The organism is Pseudoalteromonas sp. SK18, from assembly GCF_001974855.1.
Lineage (GTDB): Bacteria > Pseudomonadota > Gammaproteobacteria > Enterobacterales > Alteromonadaceae > Pseudoalteromonas.
Genome location: NZ_MTQB01000024.1, coordinates 30,264 through 49,294 on the forward strand (window position 1 = coordinate 30,264; position 19,031 = coordinate 49,294).

The 19,031-nt window shown below is 39.1% G+C and carries 16 protein-coding genes; 6 read left to right on the plus strand and 10 right to left on the minus strand.

Features of this window, described 5'->3' with window-relative positions; translation table 11 throughout:
- The first annotated feature begins 61 nt into the window (after positions 1-61).
- Entirely contained in the window at positions 62-610 is a 549-nt protein-coding gene (locus tag BW139_RS15115; RefSeq protein WP_076920216.1) for a GbsR/MarR family transcriptional regulator, read from the plus strand.
- A 58-nt stretch (positions 611-668) separates the two neighbouring features.
- On the opposite strand, the gene BW139_RS15120 is transcribed toward BW139_RS15115, so the two are convergent.
- Both BW139_RS15120 and BW139_RS15125 read right to left on the minus strand, forming a co-directional pair.
- Positions 669-1,685: a lytic transglycosylase domain-containing protein gene (locus BW139_RS15120; protein ID WP_076920234.1), complete on the minus strand. Its 1,017-nt coding sequence runs from the start codon at positions 1,683-1,685 to the stop codon at positions 669-671.
- Positions 1,678-1,959 (minus strand): YcgL domain-containing protein, encoded by a 282-nt coding sequence (locus BW139_RS15125; protein WP_076920217.1) that lies wholly within the window; start codon positions 1,957-1,959, stop codon positions 1,678-1,680. Before BW139_RS15125 ends, BW139_RS15120 begins: the two co-directional genes overlap by 8 nt.
- 156 nt (positions 1,960-2,115) lie before the next feature.
- On the opposite strand from BW139_RS15125, the gene minC reads away from it, so the two are divergent.
- From minC to minE, 3 genes are read left to right on the plus strand one after another with little or no spacing between them, the layout of a single operon-like run.
- On the plus strand, positions 2,116-2,820 hold the full coding sequence (minC, locus tag BW139_RS15130; protein ID WP_076920218.1) for a septum site-determining protein MinC: 705 nt from the start codon (positions 2,116-2,118) through the stop codon (positions 2,818-2,820).
- Positions 2,821-2,825: 5 nt separating this feature from the next.
- Complete coding sequence (minD, locus tag BW139_RS15135) at positions 2,826-3,635, plus strand: septum site-determining protein MinD (protein ID WP_076920219.1); 810 nt, start codon at positions 2,826-2,828, stop codon at positions 3,633-3,635.
- A 1-nt stretch (position 3,636) separates the two neighbouring features.
- The gene (gene minE / locus BW139_RS15140; protein ID WP_008111532.1) at positions 3,637-3,900 is read left to right on the plus strand and encodes a cell division topological specificity factor MinE; all 264 of its coding nucleotides are present in this window, start codon (positions 3,637-3,639) and stop codon (positions 3,898-3,900) included.
- Between the two features lie 53 nt (positions 3,901-3,953).
- On the opposite strand, the gene rnd is transcribed toward minE, so the two are convergent.
- The 3 genes from rnd to BW139_RS15155 all read right to left on the minus strand — a co-directional run bounded on the left by rnd (position 3,954) and on the right by BW139_RS15155 (position 7,754).
- Positions 3,954-5,084, minus strand: coding sequence for a ribonuclease D (gene rnd, locus BW139_RS15145; protein ID WP_076920220.1), 1,131 nt, complete (start codon positions 5,082-5,084; stop codon positions 3,954-3,956).
- Between the two features lie 50 nt (positions 5,085-5,134).
- On the minus strand, positions 5,135-6,787 hold the full coding sequence (gene fadD, locus BW139_RS15150; RefSeq protein WP_008112636.1) for a long-chain-fatty-acid--CoA ligase FadD: 1,653 nt from the start codon (positions 6,785-6,787) through the stop codon (positions 5,135-5,137).
- 115 nt (positions 6,788-6,902) lie between these two features.
- Positions 6,903-7,754: an alpha/beta fold hydrolase gene (locus tag BW139_RS15155; protein WP_076920221.1), complete on the minus strand. Its 852-nt coding sequence runs from the start codon at positions 7,752-7,754 to the stop codon at positions 6,903-6,905.
- Positions 7,755-8,166: 412 nt separating this feature from the next.
- Here BW139_RS15155 and BW139_RS15160 point away from each other — a divergent pair, with 412 nt between their 5' ends.
- Both BW139_RS15160 and BW139_RS15165 read left to right on the plus strand, forming a co-directional pair.
- Positions 8,167-10,083, plus strand: coding sequence for a methyl-accepting chemotaxis protein (locus BW139_RS15160; RefSeq protein WP_076920222.1), 1,917 nt, complete (start codon positions 8,167-8,169; stop codon positions 10,081-10,083).
- A gap of 295 nt (positions 10,084-10,378) precedes the next feature.
- Positions 10,379-11,668 (plus strand): alkaline phosphatase, encoded by a 1,290-nt coding sequence (locus tag BW139_RS15165; RefSeq protein ID WP_076920223.1) that lies wholly within the window; start codon positions 10,379-10,381, stop codon positions 11,666-11,668.
- Between the two features lie 74 nt (positions 11,669-11,742).
- Here the strand turns inward: BW139_RS15165 and BW139_RS15170 are convergent, their stop codons facing one another.
- The 5 genes from BW139_RS15170 to BW139_RS15190 form a co-directional block, all read right to left on the minus strand.
- Complete coding sequence (locus tag BW139_RS15170) at positions 11,743-12,072, minus strand: hypothetical protein (protein ID WP_076920224.1); 330 nt, start codon at positions 12,070-12,072, stop codon at positions 11,743-11,745.
- 72 nt (positions 12,073-12,144) lie between these two features.
- On the minus strand, positions 12,145-12,846 hold the full coding sequence (gene tsaB / locus BW139_RS15175; RefSeq protein WP_076920225.1) for a tRNA (adenosine(37)-N6)-threonylcarbamoyltransferase complex dimerization subunit type 1 TsaB: 702 nt from the start codon (positions 12,844-12,846) through the stop codon (positions 12,145-12,147).
- Between the two features lie 8 nt (positions 12,847-12,854).
- Complete coding sequence (locus tag BW139_RS15180; RefSeq protein WP_010388858.1) at positions 12,855-14,771, minus strand: ATP-dependent DNA helicase; 1,917 nt, start codon at positions 14,769-14,771, stop codon at positions 12,855-12,857.
- A gap of 100 nt (positions 14,772-14,871) precedes the next feature.
- Positions 14,872-16,728, minus strand: a complete 1,857-nt coding sequence (locus BW139_RS15185) for a M28 family metallopeptidase (RefSeq protein WP_076920226.1) — start codon at positions 16,726-16,728, stop codon at positions 14,872-14,874.
- 71 nt (positions 16,729-16,799) lie between these two features.
- Positions 16,800-18,983 carry a M4 family metallopeptidase gene (locus BW139_RS15190; protein WP_076920227.1) on the minus strand — a complete coding sequence of 728 codons (2,184 nt, stop codon included), beginning with the start codon at positions 18,981-18,983 and terminating at the stop codon, positions 16,800-16,802.
- Positions 18,984-19,031: the final 48 nt, after the last annotated feature.

Here is a 19,031-nt window from a genome sequence, read left to right on the forward strand (position 1 = left end):
GTCTTGCCATACTTAACCAGCGTGCTAGCATAGATTTCATTTATTTTTGAAACTTGTAACAATGACATTATCAGAAAAAAACTTTGCCTTTGTAATGCATTGTGGTGAGATGGGCAGCCGCTGGGGATTTAACCGCACCATTGGCCAAATGTGTGGATTATTGATTATTACTAAAGACCCCATGACAGCAAACCAAATTGCCGAGGCACTGAGTATCTCGCGCGGCAACGTCAGCATGGGAATTAAAGAGTTACAATCTTGGCAGCTGATCAAAGTAATGCATATCCCAGGGGATCGAAAAGAGTACTATGCCCCTGCAGGCGATATTTGGGATATGGCAAATCGCGTATTTGAAGAGCGCAAAAAGCGTGAAGTTGAGCCTACACTGAGCTTACTTAGAGATAATTTACTGGACGAAGCAATTAACGACGATGAAATCTATGCTCAAAAGCAAATGGGCGAAATCCATAACCTACTTGAAACAGTGACTAAATGGTCGTCAGAATTACAACGTTTAACCCCGGAGCAGCTTAACAAACTAATGAAGCTAGGTTCAGGGATTGGCAAAGTCATTGACCTAAAAGATAAAATATTTAAAAAAGAAATTTAGTTGATAGGTCACTCACAAAAAAGCCGCAATTTGCGGCTTTTTTGTTATTCACTTTAGCTTAAATTTTTGGGTAAGCTATTCTGTCTGACAAATAGCCCACGCTGGTTGCAAAGTAATATGACCGATTCCAATGCATAAATACCTTGTAGTTATCGTATGCTAAATACATGCGCCCGTTTACATCATCAGGCATCACTAATGCAGCATCTACAGCAACATTAGGTAAATCGCTGCCATCAGCACGACGAACCCCTAATGCTTGCCAATCAGCGAGTGAACGCTCTGAATTGTTCCAATATTCAAGCCATTGCTTACGTGTTTTAGTACCGCGCTTTAATATATATTGTTTATCAAAATCAGCAGGTAATTGAACTTGGCGACCCCAAGTTAAGTTGTCATTCCAGCCCTCTTGCTTTAAATAATTAGCAATAGAGGCAAACGCATCTTCTTTTGTTGTCCAAATATCTTTGCGGCCATCATTGTTATAATCAACGGCATAGGCATTAAATGAGGTTGGCATAAATTGAGTTTGCCCCATTGCCCCTGCCCATGAGCCTTTAAATTTATCAAGCGTGATATGCCCCGACTTTAATATATCCAGTGCTGCCCACAATTGGCGTTTGTATAACGCTTCACGGCGTCCATCAAATGCCAGTGTTACCAATGAAGAAATCACGTTGTGGCCACCTTGAATAGCACCAAAGTTACTTTCTAAGCCCCAAATAGCCACTATAAAGCGTGCTTGAACACCAAAGTCTTTTGCAACCTTCTCTAAAACGTCTTGATTTTCTTTATACAATTCACGCGCGCGATCAATTTTCCATTGCGGCACACGTTTTGGTAAATATGTTTCGAGTGTTTCTTTTACTTCTGGCTGATTTTTATCGGCAGAAATCACTTTTTCTTTGTAAACAGCGCTAGCAAATGCTTGCTCAATTAACTGAGTGTCGTAGCCTTTAGCTATTGCCTCTTGCTTTAAATTAGTAAGGTATTGTTGAAACTCAGCTTGGGTTTTTGCCATCACCGATGAGCTTAAACAGATACCACACAATACAACTGCTAATTTTTTAATCACTATCTGCTCCATTTTGTTTTCTTAATTGACTTAGCAAGTTTTCCTCTGGTGGCGGAATTTGTAAATAATAGCCTTGGTCGCTAAGCGACTGTTTTAAAGTGTCTAAATCCGCTACGCCTAATTGAGTACGCTTAGCTAAGTTAATGATCATCACATACTGTGGTTGACCAAACATGGTCATTAAAGGTTCCGGAACTTTACTAAAATCGTCTCTTTTTTCAATAAATAAGAAAGTATCTGCTTTTTTCTTACTTTTATATACCGCAGTTAGCATTATGGCCCTATAAAATCTTGCTTAACAGTGCTACACACTATAACATGGCAATAATAATAAGTTATAAAAATTAGAGTGAAAACTACAATAAACGCCTTGTTCAGCCTAGGTTTATATAAAAATTTCACACTAATCAGACAATCCAGTTGAGCATCTATGTCGGACCAAATTTTTGAGCTAAAGGGCAATCTTTTTACCTTATCAGTTTTACATCTTTATAGTACTGATATTCCCCTTTTAGCAGAACAACTGTATATAAAAATAGCCCAAGCCCCAAAATTCTTTGAGGGTGCCCCCATTGTTGTCAATTTAATTGAAGTAAAAAATAATCCTATTGATTTTGTTCACTTAAAATCACTCATCGAACGAATGAGTTTTAATGCTGTGGGTGTATGTAATGGTTCTGATGAGCAGCACAAACAAGCGAAAGCTGCTGGTTTGTCTGTTTTAAACTATTCACAAGACGTTAAGACTGAACCCGCAAGAGTAGAGCCTAATACGTCAGTGGTTGAAAAAACCGTATATTTACCAGCACAAATTATTAATGGTGCGGTTCGCTCAGGCCAACAAGTTTATGCCAAAGACCGCGATTTGGTGGTGTTAGGCGCAGTAAGCCATGGTGCAGAAGTAATTGCTGATGGCAATGTACATATTTATGGAACCCTACGCGGCCGTGCAATTGCCGGTGCAAAAGGGCTCGAAAACGCATACATTTTTTGTAATAAATTAGAAGCAGAACTCGTTTCAATCAATGGTAATTACTGGATCAGTGACTCACTGCAAGGTGAACACTGGGGTAACGCAGTTCAAATACAACAAAAAAATGAATCTTTAGAAATTTCAGCTTTGGTTAAAGGATAAATCTCATGGCAAAAATAATTGTCGTTACCTCGGGTAAAGGGGGTGTTGGTAAAACAACATCAAGCGCAGCAATTGGCACAGGCTTAGCATTAAAAGGCTATAAGACTGTTATCATCGATTTTGATATCGGCCTACGAAACTTAGACCTTATTATGGGTTGTGAACGTCGTGTAGTGTATGACTTCGTTAATGTAATCAATGGCGAAGCCAACCTTAACCAAGCACTCATAAAAGACAAACGTGTAGAGAAGTTATTTTTACTTCCTGCATCGCAAACACGCGATAAAGACGCGTTGACACGTGAAGGCGTTGAACGTGTTCTAAACGAGTTAAAAGAAGACTTTGACTACATAGTCTGTGATTCTCCAGCGGGTATTGAAGCCGGTGCCATGATGGCCATGTACTTCGCTGATGAAGCGATTGTAACTACCAACCCAGAAGTATCGTCAGTAAGAGACTCTGACCGTATACTAGGTATTTTACACAGCAAATCTAAACGTGCCGAAGAAGGTTTGGAAAACATTAAAGAGCATTTGCTAATAACACGCTATAATCCAGATCGTGTATCAAAAGGTGAAATGCTATCTGTTGAAGATATCCAGGACATTCTAGCCATCGATTTGCTAGGTGTCATTCCTGAATCTCAAGCAGTACTTAGTGCATCAAACTCTGGACAACCCGTTATTCTTGATAGCGAATCAGACGCAGGCCAAGCTTATGCTGATGCGATCAGTCGTTTATTAGGCGAAACAGTTGAATTCAGATTTTTAGATGTAGAGAAAAAGGGTTTATTCAAACGGATATTTGGAGGTTAATGTGTCTTTACTTGACTACTTCCGCTCAGAAAAGAAAAACAGTGCGTCATTAGCAAAAGAGCGATTGCAGATCATTGTCGCGCACGAACGTTCTCAGCGAGGCACACCTGATTACTTGCCACAATTAAAGCAAGATATATTAGATGTCATTCGTAAGTACGTAAATGTAGGCGCTGATGCAGTTCAAGTTCAGTTTGATCAAAATGAAGACGATTTAGCCGTTCTAGAGCTCAATGTCACATTACCTGACGAAGAAAAGAAATAAAAACAAGGGCGCTAAGCGCCCTTTTTATTTGTTTGTAATTCGCCTATTAGGCTTTAATTATCCCACTCTTTAAGCGCATCTTTAACAAAATCATATCGCCATGAGCTCAGTAAATCTGGCTTTATGTGCTTTGATTTTTGCTCATCAGTTAACTTCCAGTTCCAACTTATAAGCTGATTCACTTGCTTTTTCGAGGCCATAACGTCTTCAGGTATGTTGTGCTCTTTAGCTACTTTTGTAATTTTTTGTTTAATTTCTTTTGCTACTTTTTTGTAAGTAGGAAAATCAATTAAGCGCTTTAGTACCTGTGGGTGCTGATCAGCTGGAACAGCTTTAGCTTGCTCAATACACTTTAAAATTTCCACCCCAGAACGGTTTACTTCAATGGGCTCGACACCTGGAATTTGTCTTAGAGCATTTAAACTTGACGGGCCTCGTTTAGCGATTTCTGTCATATTGTGCTCTTTAAGAACGAAATTAAGCGCGAGATTTTTACGAATTGCTTTATTTCTTCGCCACACGGCTAACTCTTTAAGTACCGCTAACTCATGCGGCTTAAGCTGCCATGCATTTTTAATTTCTTTATAAAGCAGTTCATCTGGTGTTTGAAAAGCACGCTTGTTTGCCACTAATTCACTTTCATTAATAACGATATCGAATAAATCGGCCGCTTTAATGCTGTCTATAATTAACTCAAAACAAGGCAGTAAATGAAACGTATCAGCCGCGGCGTATTCAAGCTGCTTTTGAGTAAGAGGTCGTTGTAACCAATTAGTACGTGATTCACTTTTATCAATATCAATATTCAATAAGGTTTTTACCATTAGGGCAAATCCCATGCAGTTACCTTCACCTAGTAGTTGAAGTGCAAACTGGGTATCGAATAAGGGATAAGGAACGAAACCTGCGTATTTTTGAAAAACTTCAATATCTTCTGAAGGAGAATGAAGTACTTTTAACACGTTTGGATCTTTAAGTATTTGCCAAAAATCAAACAAGGAAAGCTCTGCAAGCGGGTCGATAAGTGCTAAGTGTTCGCCATCATAAACTTGAATTAGTGCAACTTCGGGATACAAAGTACGACGGCGCATAAACTCGGTATCAATAGCAAGAATGGGTTTGTTTTTTATTTGTTCTACAAACGTATTTAGCTCATTTTGGGTTTGGATCAATTGGTAGTGCACTGAGTCTCCTACAATAAAAAAGCCGACATATGCCGGCTTTTTTATAGTTGCTAATCTTTTAAGGCTCTTCTGAGAATTTTACCCACGTTAGTTTTGGGTAACTCATCCTTAAACTCAACGAGTTTAGGAACCTTATAATTAGTTAAATTATCACGACAATGTTTTATTATATCTTTTTCAGTTAAAGAAGGGTCTTTTTTCACAACAAAAACTTTAACTTGTTCACCACTAATGTCATGAGGAATACCAATTGCAGCAACTTCTAATACACCTTCGTGCATTGCAACCACTTCTTCAATCTCATTTGGGAAAACATTAAAGCCTGAAACAATAATCATGTCTTTTTTACGGTCAACAATATAGAAGAAACCTTCATCATCGTATGTCGCAATATCACCTGTTGCAAACCAGCCATCTTTTAAACATTCGGCGGTTGCGTCTGGGCGGTTATAATAACCAAGCATTACTTGCGGGCCTTTGACCCACAATTCACCTGGCTCACCTTTAGCCGCTTCTTCACCATTATCAAGCATTAATTTAATATCTGTACTTGGTGCAGGTAAACCAATAGAGCCATTATAAGCCTCTAAATCGTACGGGCTAATTGTAACTAATGGCGAACATTCTGTCAGGCCATAGCCTTCCATTAACTTACTGTTAGTGACCTTCTGCCATTTTTCTGCAACAGGGCGTTGAACAGCCATACCGCCACCCAATGACATTTTAAGGTGACTAAAGTCAAGTTCAGAGAAACCCGGAGTATTTAATAAGCCATTAAATAGAGTATTAACACCTGTAATAGCAGTAAATTTATGCTGACTAAGCTCTTTTACAAACCCTGGCATATCACGTGGATTAGTAATTAAAACGTTTAAGCCACCATATTTCATAAATGCTAAACAGTTCGCCGTTAATGCAAATATATGATAAAGCGGAAGCGCAGTAATAACCACTTCACTACCACGGTCAAGCACGTTATCTAAACAACCAGATACTTGCTCAAGGTTACCCACCATATTGCCATGGCTTAACATAGCGCCTTTTGACACACCGGTAGTTCCACCCGTGTACTGTAAAAAAGCTAAGTCGCTTAGGTTTACGTCTGGGCGTTTGTAACCGTTTGGATCTGCTTTTAATAAATCGCAGAAGTTAATCGTGTTTGGCAACGTGTAGTTCGGCACCATTTTTTTGAAATGCTTAACGACAAAATTAACTAAATGCTTTTTAAGGCCGCCCATCATGTCACCCACTTGTGTAACCACAATGTGTTTCACGTCGGTGTTAGGCAGCGCTTTTTCAAGCGTGACAGCAAAGTTAGCCAGTATAAATATTGCTGATGTTTCAGAGTCTTTCAGCTGGTGCTCTAGCTCGCGTACGGTGTAAAGTGGGTTAACGTTAACCACCACGCACCCTGCACGCAAAATACCTAAGATAGCAATAGGGGTTTGCAACAAGTTAGGCATCATCACAGCGACTTTATCGCCTTTTTTTAACCCTAAATCGTTTTGAATATAGGCGGCAACGCGTTTTGTTGCTGCATCTATATCGTTGTAAGACAATGTTTTACCCATATTTGTAAATGCAGGTAAATCTTTGTATTCATTAAAACTTTTTTCAAACACTTCGAGTAACGAGTTGTAGTGCTCAGGATCGATTGTTTCAGGCATACCTTCTGGGTAGCGCTTAAGCCAGATTTTTTCCACTCTTAGCCCCTGTTTATAATTATATTTTTATTAACCTTAATCTAAGTAAGGCACTTTCACAATTGAGCAAATACTCTAATCTAGAGATAATCCCACATTTATCGCTAATATACAATTAACATGCACTACTTTGCAGCATAAATGCTTGAATGTGTTCAAAACATAGCCCACTGCTTTGCATATGGCAGTGATGGCCGCCAGGCACTTCTAATACTCTCAAGTTATTGTAATAATTACTATACTTATCTAAGTTTTGTTTTACAAATGGATAACCTTTATCACCTAATATTAATTGACATGGTGCAATTAATTCTTTTATTGCACCAATACATTGCGCTTCATCAAATCGAAAACCTGAGTGATTTTTAAGCTTAGGGTCAGTCGTTAACTCAAACCCACTGTGCATTTGTTTTATGTTTCTGTCCATTAACAGCGCAATTAGTTCATCATTTAAATCTGTTGTTTTTGAACGTGCTTGATAAATTTGCTGCTTTGACGTGTATATCCTCGGTTTTTTAGTGGTTATCCGTGCTCGGTTAAGTATGGCACTTCTTAGCTGCGAAGCGACTTCATCTGCTTGGGTTGTAACGCAACCTATTCCTTCAATAAAAGAAACGGATTTAACGTATTCGCTAAAACAACTTGCAAATAAACCCGCGACCATCGCCCCCATTGAATGCCCTACCAAATGTACTTTTTTTATATTAAGCGCATTAATGAAGGCGTAAACATCATCTACATAATCTATAAAATAATAGTGAGCTTGCGTGCTTCGCCAAGATGACAGACCATGCCCTGCAAAATCAATGCAATACCATGTTTGATTTGAGGGTACATTAGTAAGCATAGGCGCAAAACTGGCACTGTTATCTAACCAACCATGAAGCGCGATAACAATCTCTTTTCCGTCTCCAAATTTAAGGCCATGTATATCTAAGTCATTAGCTTTGACAGAAAATGGTTGCAATTATTACCTCTATTTAAATTATTTTAACACGCAAAAAGCAGTTATTTTGAATGGCTTTTTCGAATTTAAAAACAAAAAATCAATCCTAAAGAATTAAAAGAAAGACAAAAAGAGCGTTATTTGTTTATTTTACATTGTAAATTTAATGCAACTTTAAATGCACAAAAGATAACCAAGTAACACCGATATAAACAAAGATTTAGCTGTTTGTTATTCATACAAAATAAATGCGTTTTTATACTACAGTTTCTTTGATATCTATTAATATTAATCTAAACTTAACGAATAACTTCAATGTATCTGCAAAAAATACCAGCCAAACACTATGAAAGGATTCTATGCGTTTATCAATAAAATAATTGTACTCATATTTGTATTTTTAAGTGCAAATTAAAATCTATAAGGTTTAATCGTGTTTAGAAACTTTACCATCGGCTCTCGTCTATCTGTTGGTTTTACAACCCTCGTAACGATAACTGTCATCATTATGTCAGCGTTTTACTTGATCAATTCCAACCAACTGAGTAGTGAAGCGGAAAAACGTGAAATGCAAAGTATTTATGATGCTGTCACCTCACAAATTAACAACCAAGCAATGTCAGCGCAAGCAATGAGTGCGATGATTGCCAGCCAGCCATCTATTAAAGAGGCCTTTGCTAGAGGTGACAGAGAGCTGCTTAGCAAACAATTGCTACCGGTTTTTAATATCCTGAATGAGCAATATGGGGTCGAACAGTTTCAATTTCACACAGCTCCTGCTACCTCTTTTTTACGCTTACACGATCCTAAAAAGTACGGAGATGATTTATCATCTAAGCGAAGTACCATTGTGGAAGTGAACCGTAAACGTCAGCCAGTCAATGGCGTTGAAGAAGGCGTTAGTGGTCTAGGAATAAGAGGTTTAGTGCCGGTAAATGCAGATGGTAAACACGTAGGATCAATTGAATTTGGTATTGATTTATCACAAAATTTTGTTGAACAATTTAGCACGGCTTTTGGTTCAAATGTAGATATTGCAATTCATACTATAAAAAACAGAACGCCAAAACTGCTTGCTTCATCATTAACTGAAAAAACGCTTATCTCAAGAAATGAGATCCTTGCTGCTTGGGATGGTAATACGGTACTAGGTCATCACAACAGTTCATCAAAACCATTAGCGACCCTTGCTAAAAGTATTAACGACTATTCAGGTAAACCCGTTGCGGTAGTTGAAATCGCGATGAACCGTAGCTTTTACGCTAATTCGGCAGCAAACACCCGCAATTTTGTGATCGTTATTGCTATTGTTGCCATAGCGCTTGCGGTGTTAATTGCTTATGGCTTATCACAAACTATTATTAGACCACTTCGCTCTACGCTTACCTCCCTTAAAGATATTTCTGAAGGTGAAGGTGATTTAACTCGCAGACTCGATGAAACAGGGCAAGATGAACTCAGCGAACTAGCTTACAGATATAACCTGTTCATTTCTAAAATTCAGGAGCTTGTTCAGCAGGTTGCAGATTCAACAAACCAAATGGCCGCTGCAACAGAAGAGCTTACCGCTGTTGCCAACGAAACCCGTCAAGGTGTAGTAACTCAGCGCGACCAAACGACACAAGTTGCAACAGCAATGACAGAAATGGCAGCGTCTATTCAAGAAATTGCTGGCAATACGCACAGTGCTGCAAGTAGCGCACAAACAACCAATGCAATTGCAGTAGAAGGTAATCGCTCCGTTGAGCGAAGTGTTAATGCGATAAACTCATTAGCCAATGAAGTTGAGCAAGCTTCGCAAACTATTCGGAATTTACAAGAGCAAAGCGGAAGTATTGAAAAAGTACTGGAAGTAATTAGAAATATTGCCGAGCAAACAAACTTGCTAGCACTAAATGCTGCTATTGAAGCTGCGCGTGCGGGTGAAGCTGGTCGAGGCTTTGCTGTGGTAGCCGACGAAGTACGTAACTTAGCGCAACGCACTCAGCAATCTACCGGTGAAATTGAACAAATGGTTGCCAACATTCAAACTGGGACTCAAGATGCTGTGGATGCAATGGAACGCAGTAGCACGAAGAGCAATGATTCGGTTACTGAAATAACGGGAACGCAAACCTCATTGAGTGAAATTAACCTTGCTGTTGAGGGAATTCACGACATGAACATTCAAGTCTCTGCCGCAGTTGAGCAACAATCACTGGCCGCAGAAGAAGTAAACCGCAGTATCACTCGCATTAATGATATTGCCGAACAAAGTGGTCAATCTGTTGAACAAACAGCACAAGCCTGCAGCGAGCTTGCTCAATTAGCCAGTGGGCTTCAAGTAATGGTGTCGCGCTTTAAAGTTTAACACCTACTTAACTTGCCTTGGGTGAAAGGTTCACTCAAGGCTGTATTACTATACCCCCTATTTGCAAACTCAGTTCAATTCCTTAAACTAATTTAGCGTACCTATTATATTGATATATCAGTAAATAATTATTTTATAGGGTAATTCATGTCGCTAATATGGAAGTATTAAGCTAAAAATAGTCAAAACCTCATACAAAACTCATTAATCATCATATATTCATTTATTTATCTTGCTATCTGTATACAATAATAGCGCTATTAAATAAAACAAGTACACTTAAAGGGTACACACAATGAAAAAACAGTTCGGATTATTAGCGCTTTTATGTACAACAACAGGAGCTTTCGCTCAAACAGCGCCTAAAAATGTTATTTATATGATTGGTGATGGCATGGGTCCCGCTTTCACAACTGCTTATCGATACTACAAAGACGACCCAACAACAAAAGAAATAGAAACTACCGTTTTCGATACCATGCTAAAAGGTATGGCACATACTTATCCAGACGACCATACCTACGTAACCGACAGCGCAGCGGGTGCAACAGCACTAAGTAGCGGTCATAAAAGTTATAATGGCGCAATTGCGGTTGATACAGCTAAAAAACCTGTTAAAACCATGTTAGAAATTGCAAAAGAGCAAGGAATGACAACAGCATTAGTGGCTACCTCACAAATAAACCATGCAACACCAGCAAGCTTTGCCGCACATAATGAATCAAGAAGAAACTACGATGATATTGCCAATGACTACATTGACAATAAAATTGCAGGTAAATTACCAGTTGATTTAATGTTAGGCGGTGGTACTCAGTACTTTATTCGTGATGACAGAAACTTAGTTGACGAGTTTAAACAAGCTGGTTATCAATACGGCGATGATATTAAAAACCTTGGTCAAATCACTCAAGTGCCTGCTATAGGTTTATATGCACCTAAAGGCTTACCATTTGCTCTTGATGAAAACCCAACAAGATTAAAGCAGTTAACTGCTAAAGCGTTTGATTTGCTTGATGGGCAAAATGATAAAGGCTTTTTTGTGATGATTGAAGGCAGCCAAATTGATTGGTGTGGCCACGCGAATGATATTGCCTGTGCAATGGCTGAAATGGACGATTTTGCTAAATCAATCGAAACGGCTAAAGCTTATGTAGATAACAACCCAGACACTATTTTAGTGATCACAGCTGATCACTCAACAGGCGGTTTAACTATTGGTGCACATGGCCAATATAAATGGGAAACAGATATCATCAAAGGTGTTAAAGCCACTGCAGGTACGTTGACTAATTTATTAATGGAGTCAGATAACCTTAAAACGGTTTGGCAGGCTAATACCAGTATTGAATTTACAGCTGAAAACGAAATTAAACTTAAGCAAGCCAAAGCTATGGGTGAGAAAACCCTAAACTTGGCCGTTAAAAGCATTATTAATGACTTAAGTTTTACTGGCTGGACAACGGGCGGTCACACAGCGTCTGATGTACAAGTATTTGCTTATGGCAAAAATAGCGATGACTTTGTTGGCTCTCAAAATAATACCGATATAGCTAAAAAATTGATTGGTTATATAGAAAAATAATCTCAGTAATGAAAATAAAAAGCCCGAATGATTCATTCGGGCTTTTTTATTTGCTGATTTTTATCAGGTTTTAACTAGGCGTATATATCAACACCAATTAAACTTTGAACTTCAGCTCTTCGCTCTAAATTAGCAAACTCAGTATAAGTCGAAATCGCTTTGCTTACTTGGGCACTGGGTTGATCGTAAATAGTTTGGCTGTATTGGGTGTCTTTGCTGTTCGCTTTTGTAAACTCTTTTGCAAGTTCAAGCCCTTCTGGGCTGCTTTTGACATAATCGGTATTAGTTTTTTGTGGTTTGGCTTGCTCTAGTACTCGTTCAGGCTGCGCCGGAACTACCGAAGTAGAACGCACCTTAGCAGGTATATCACCTGTAAAAAAACCAGAACTTATAGGTAGCGACACAGCGCTTCTCCAACCAACAACATAATTAAATTATGATTTAAAATCGCTTAATTTGCAAACAACCGTGTTTGTTTATTCACGGCCCGGTAATTTTTTCCATGTTACCGTGTCACGCACATACTTTGGTTGTGCATCACTGGCTTTTACACCCTTACCAGCAAGATACTGCGCCTCTACTAGGGCCAGCATATAGTGTGCATCCGGTAAGGTTATTGCTGGTTGTATGGTTACATTATTAAATGGCGTTAGTGCATCAGGGTAACTTTTAAAACCAGTCCCTACGGCTGCAGCATCGATGTTTGTATCTATCAAAGTTGCATCTAACAATTCAGGTTTGAATACTCGCTCTTCGCCTTTAAGTGTCATCAATCCATCTTTTGCATGGTATTGAGCAAAATATATTTCTCCCATACGCGCGTCAATACTAGAATAAACATCGTTAGCACCAAACTGTTCTAATGCCTGCTGTGCCATGACTGCTAAAGTAGATACCCCAACTAATGGTAAATTAGTTGAATACGCAAGACCTTGGGCAATGGCTACGCTTATACGCACGCCAGTAAAGCTACCTGGCCCTTGGCCAAATCCTATTACGTCTAAATCTTTTAATTTACAGCCGGCTTTACCAAGTAGCTCATCAATAAGTGGCAGAACTTTTTGGCTATGCTGCTGCGGACACTCTTCAAAATGATGAAATGTTTTACCCTGATAATGCAAAACAATAGATAATGCTTCAGTAGAGGCATCTAGGGCGAGAATGTTACTTTTGATCATTTTTGTACTCAATTAATATGTTTTAAAAATGTATTGGCATCTTCTAAGCTACGTGTACGGCGCATTGGCGGTAAACTCTTTAAAAATACTTGTCCATATTGGCGTGTTACTAAACGATTATCGCAAATCACTAGCACGCCTTTATCTTTGTTGTCTCTTATTAAGCGACCTACCCCCTGCTTTAAGGCAATCACCGCTTGAGGTAATTGAATATGCGCAAACGGGTCTTTGCCTTGCATTTGGCAATCTTGCATTTTAGCTTGTAGTAAAGGGTCATCAGGTGCAGCAAATGGCAGCTTATCTATAATAACACAGCTTAAGGTACTACCTCGTACATCAACCCCTTCCCAAAATGACGCCGTGCCCAGTAATACCGCATTACCATGGCGAGTAAATTTTTCTAGTATAATTCGTTTAGACATTTGCCCTTGCATATAAACTGGGTAGTCCATTTGCGTAGTTAAGCCCTCAGCCACTAAATGCATCATACGGTAACTGGTAAATAACACAAAACAACGCCCTTTAGCCGACTTAATAAGCTCTAAGGTTAATTTTACAATCGCATGGGGCATATTATCTTCATGCGATTGTGGTAAATAACGAGGTAAGCACAGCAACGCCTGATTCTCATAATCAAACGGGCTATCTACCATCATACTTTGCTTTGGTTTTAAGCCAAGGCTCGCATTAAAGTGGCTCAGTTCATTGTCGACCGATAACGTGGCGGAGGTAAAAACAAATCCTGAACCCGACTCTTTCATCATTAAAGCAAATTTAGCAGATACATTCAGAGGCGTAATATTAATAGTTAAATAGCGCCTCGTGGTTTCGTACCAGTAACTAAAACCTGTTTGAGCAGTATCGAATACGCGCTCTAACTGACCTTTAAAAGCCAATACTCGTTCAAACGGATGTTCTATTTTATCACTTCGCTCTAAGCATAACTTTAATACCTGATACACAAACTCTAAATCACTAATAACCCGGTGTAAGGCCGAGCAAATAAGCTTATTACTGAGCTTTTCACGCCAGTCACCTCGACTGCCATCTACTCCAAACTGCAGCCTTAAATCAGCGACACTGGTTTCAAGCTTATTTAAACTTTTGCCTAATTGCAGCATGTCTGGAATTTCAGCGCGATAAATAGCGCGCAAATCGTTAATTAAATCCACCAGCTTTTTGGTGCTCATGGTTTCGCCAAAATAGTCACTGGCAATTTCGCTTAATTGGTGAGCTTCATCAAATATGTAGGCATCGGCATTGGGCATTAGCTCTGCAAAACCAGATTCCTTTACCGCCATATCAGCAAAAAACAAATGGTGATTTATTACCACAACATCGGCATCCCCCGCTTTTAAACGCGCTTTGCGAATATAGCATTCTTGAAAGTCTGGGCACTCTTTGCCTAAGCAATTATCAGCAGTTGAGCTTACATACGGCAACACTTTGGCATCTTCTTCAATACCAATACAATCGGCTAAATCGCCGGTATGCGTTTCACTGGCAAACTTTGCAACCATAGCGAGCTGATGCATTACATCAGGGTCGTCTGTTGGTACGTGTGCCACATGTTGAGTTAGTCGATACGTACACAAATAATTGGCACGCCCTTTTAACAAGGCCGTTTTTTTAGCTGCACCTAAGGCTTTTACTAATACGGGTAAATCGCGGTGATAAAGCTGCTCTTGCAGTGCTTTAGAACCGGTTGAAATAATCGTTTTGCCCTTAGATTTAAGAGCGGGAGCTAAATAAGCAAAGGTTTTACCTGTGCCAGTGCCTGCCTCAACAACAAGTTGAGATCGGGTTTTTAATGCATCCTCAACCGCCACCGCCATATCGATTTGAGGCTGGCGTGGTGTGTATCCATCTATTGATAAAGCCAAAGGCCCGGTCGCACTAAACAGCTGTTTGATAATACCAATCACTATGTAAAAAATAATAGCGGGATTCTACGTAAGCTGTTGAGGAAGGGCAAGCCAAAGTGAGTGAGAATTTAACCAATAAAGGGGCGTTTGCCCCTGTTAATTATTCTGCATTAATAGTTAAGGTAATGCCATTTGCATTACGATAACCTTTAATATCTATGTACCATAAACCTGCTTGGGGTGCAGAGACAGTACATGTTTCTGTGTTGCCATTTTTATAAGGGCGACACACATATTGTGTATTAGATGATGGCGCATCAAAATTTAAATACAAATCAGCATCGCCAGTTCCACCTGAAATAGCAACATTTAGCGAAGAATAGCCTGCAACTAAACGTTGTTCATAACGCTGCCAATCACCAGTATTTACGCTAATGTTATCTTCTACGCGATTGATAGGCTCTAAAGCACCAGCTTGCTCAAAACTACCTATCAAAGAAATATTGTTAATTGCGCTATATGCCTCAACCATTACATAGTAAGTTCCATCATCGCTTGTAGGAATATCACAACGTTCATTACTTGTGGCAGACGTACTTTTACAATCGAAATCGCTTAATGTTGGCGCCTGATTAAACTTAACGTATAAATCGGCATCGCCATTATCACCTGAGGTTTCAAAGCTTAAATTTTGCGCTCCTTTTGGTACATTCAATGTATAGATAAGCTGCTCTTTAGCAGTGGCATTGATACCAGAAATTGGCTCACCATTTACTAACTCATTATTACTTGGCGGTGTTACATCACCAGCACTCTTTGCCAATTCAGCTACAAAGCTTACAGCTAAGTTAGCAAATTTTATTGCATGATCAGCATCGAAATTACTGTCATTTTGTGTATGAATGAGTGGATTAATATCATTCATTTTTGATTCAAACGGCATAGAGGCAGCAAAGCCTTGTTGGTACCATGAAGCATGATCGGAGCAACCATAACCACATTGGTCAAAGCCATAACTAATTTGGGGTAAGTATGTGTCTATAAGCTGCGCTAAAAACTGGTTTTGAGCATTATTTGTGTAATCCGTCATCATAATAATATCTTCGATACTGCCGTTGTTGCCGGTCATATCAAATTGCACCATACCCACTACATTTTTACCCTGCGCACGATAACTACTGGCTATATCTTTAGAGCCTCTCAGACCTACTTCCTCTGCCGCAAATGCCATAATTTTAATGGTTTTTTGTGGTTTATAATTTGTTTCAACTATCGCTTTTAAAGCTTCAGTTAACACTGCAATACCCGATGCGTTATCATCCGCGCCAGGAGAGCGTCCTTGTGCAGGATTCGCTTGGTTAATCGAGTCTAAATGGCCTCCAATAACTACAAGCTCATCTGCATTTTCAGCACCGGCAATGGTTACAATGACGGATGATTGCGCCCAGCTATGCTGATAACTTTCAATGGTTATATCACTTCGGGTAGTTGCAATTTGTTGCCAATAACTTTGCAACCATTGTGAAGCATCAACACCGGTTTGCGAGGTATAATAACGATTATTAAAGTTAGTCAGTGAATTTACTGTGCTTTGTAAGTTAATCGGACTTTGTGCATTAATTAAACTTTGTACCGTCTGCGCATTATCAATAGAATAATTGTAAGCTAATAATGCTTGGCTATCATGAACGACCGCTAATTGTTTTGCGTAATCACTCGCTTCTTCAAACGAGCTATGAGCAACAAACCCACCACAACGATTGTAGTTATGATGCATAAACTCACTCAAATTATTTACCGCGTTACTAGGTACACTGAGTAAATCAACATCAGGTATAGGGCTTGATTTTCTGTGAGAGAAAGGTATTTTTTGTAAAAATGTACCTTGTTCATGTTGATAATGCTGGGCTGCAGTTGAATCAATAGTTACCCAAATATTGTCTGGATTTTCATTTGCTAAGCAATTAAAACTCATAGTTAAAGTAGTAATAACTGCTAGTTGTTTAAAGTAATTCATAAATATTCCTTATCATTTCACTTTTATTTTAAGCATTAAAAAAAGGGGCTAAGCCCCTTTTATAACTATGCCTAATTAGCAGTTATATTGAGTGTTACACCGCTTGCTATGCTGTAGCCTCTAAGATCAATGTACCAAGTACCCGATTGCGGGTTCTCAAATGTACACTCTTCATTGTTGCCATTTTTGTAAGGTCTACATAGATAAGAAGACGTACTTGAAGGCGAACCAAAGTTTACATAAAGATCAGCATCACCACTGCCACCAGCAATACTAATATTTAAAGTGCTATACCCTGCGGATAAATCTTGAGTGAAACGACTCCAGTTATTAGTTGTCACATTAATATTAGACTCAGTTCTGTTGATAGGCGTTACCCCACCATTATCACCTGAGTAACTACCCGTTAATGATACGCCAGATATAGCATTCCATGCTTCAACCATTACATAATAAGTTCCCGCTTGTGCATTACTTATGTTACAGCTTTCTGTACTAGTAGATGTTGTGCTATTACAGTCGTAACTATTTAAGGTCGGTCGGCTGGCAAATTTAACGTATAAGTCTGCATCACCTGAACCGCCAGTAGTATTGAATTGAAGATTTGTCGCGCCAGCGGGAACATCTAAAGTAAAGAATAGTTGCTCTTTTTCAGCGCCACTGATACCCGTACGCGCTACCCCATTGGTTAATGCTTCATCGTCAGTCGGTGGTTGTGTTGTTGCACATTCACTACCTGAACTAAGATTTGAATTAACCCCAACGGCAGCTAAAGCAGCTTTAACATCATTTGGGTCATAATTTAAATCACAGGCTGCATCCATCACCCCGTTGCCGGCTAAATCCCAGCCTACACCCGCACTCCAATATAGTTGGTTGGCACGAGCCATTACGATAAAGGCTTTTTGCGTATCCCAACCTGGCGTGGTTGCTAAATTATAAAATGCCTTATTATAAACCCCTGAACTATAATGAACGTCCATACCTGAATAATAGTTGCTTTGGTTATCTATTGAACGGCCATCTTGGGTAGGGTTATTCATGTAACGCAGCGCACCATTACCTTTAAAAATATCCTTACCAACTAGCCAATCGTTGCTGCCTTTCATATAAAATTCAGCAGCTTCACCAGCCATATCCGAAAATGCTTCATTTAATCCACCAGGTTTACCATTGTAAATCAAACCTGAATTTTGCTCAGTAAAGCCATGGCTAACTTCATGTGCAGATACATCTAAACTTACCAATGGATAAAACGTATTTTGGCCATCGCCAAAGGTCATTGCACTGCCATCCCAAAATGCATTTTCATAATTACTTGAATAATGAACGCGCATTTGTAACTGAAAACTCAAGGGCGCAGTACCTACCCAATCGTTATACATATTAAAAATAACGTTACCAAAAAAATGAGCATCATTTAGCGGTGAATATGCGCCATTAATTTCTTTGACCGTATTCTCAGGACACGTAAATGAATGTGCGGAAGAGCCACTCGTTCCACCATTTAAATTAATAGTACGAACATTTGCGTTATTCATGGTACAAGTATTACCCGATTGGCTAACATCTAGACTGTCAAAATCAGTTCCATAAATATACTTGCCTGTCTTTAGATTTCCGCCAGGACCTGTTGCATTGGCATGTTGTAAGTTATCGTAACTAAGTAATACCTCACCAGTATTAGCATCAATGATCTGATATGGTCTTGATGGTGACTTACCATAAGTAACATAAGACACCTCATAAACTAAATGCGCCTTATTCTGATCGTCAACCCAAATAGCGAGTCTTGATTGCTCGTTATATTTTTTCAAGCCGACTGATTTTGCTGCAATGCCTGTTTTTGACCCTTTTAAAATCGCATCTTTTTTTGTCAACTTAGCTGAAACGTCCGCTAAATCTTCATCAATGTTGTAAACAGCGGCGCCATGGGCTTTCTTAAGCATCCCATTATTAAATGTTAAGCTGACTGTATCACCAATAACAGGAATGCCTTGATACGTTTGTTGGTAACGACGTGTTACTTCACCGTTATTGCTAGTAAACTCTTTTAATACAACTAATTCGTTCCCTACACTTAACCCAATCAACTGATTTGGACTTACCGATAGCAAGGAAGCAGAGTTTGATTGCACCATGTTATTAATTGTCGGTTGTTGATTTAGATACTTCTTATTCGCAGCTACTGCATTTGTTGCTTGAACCAAGGTTAAAGCAGCAAAAGTTGCTATTGTGATTTTAGATAAATTCACGTTTACGCTCCGTTAAAGTTTAAGTTTTTAGTATATTTGTATTAATCG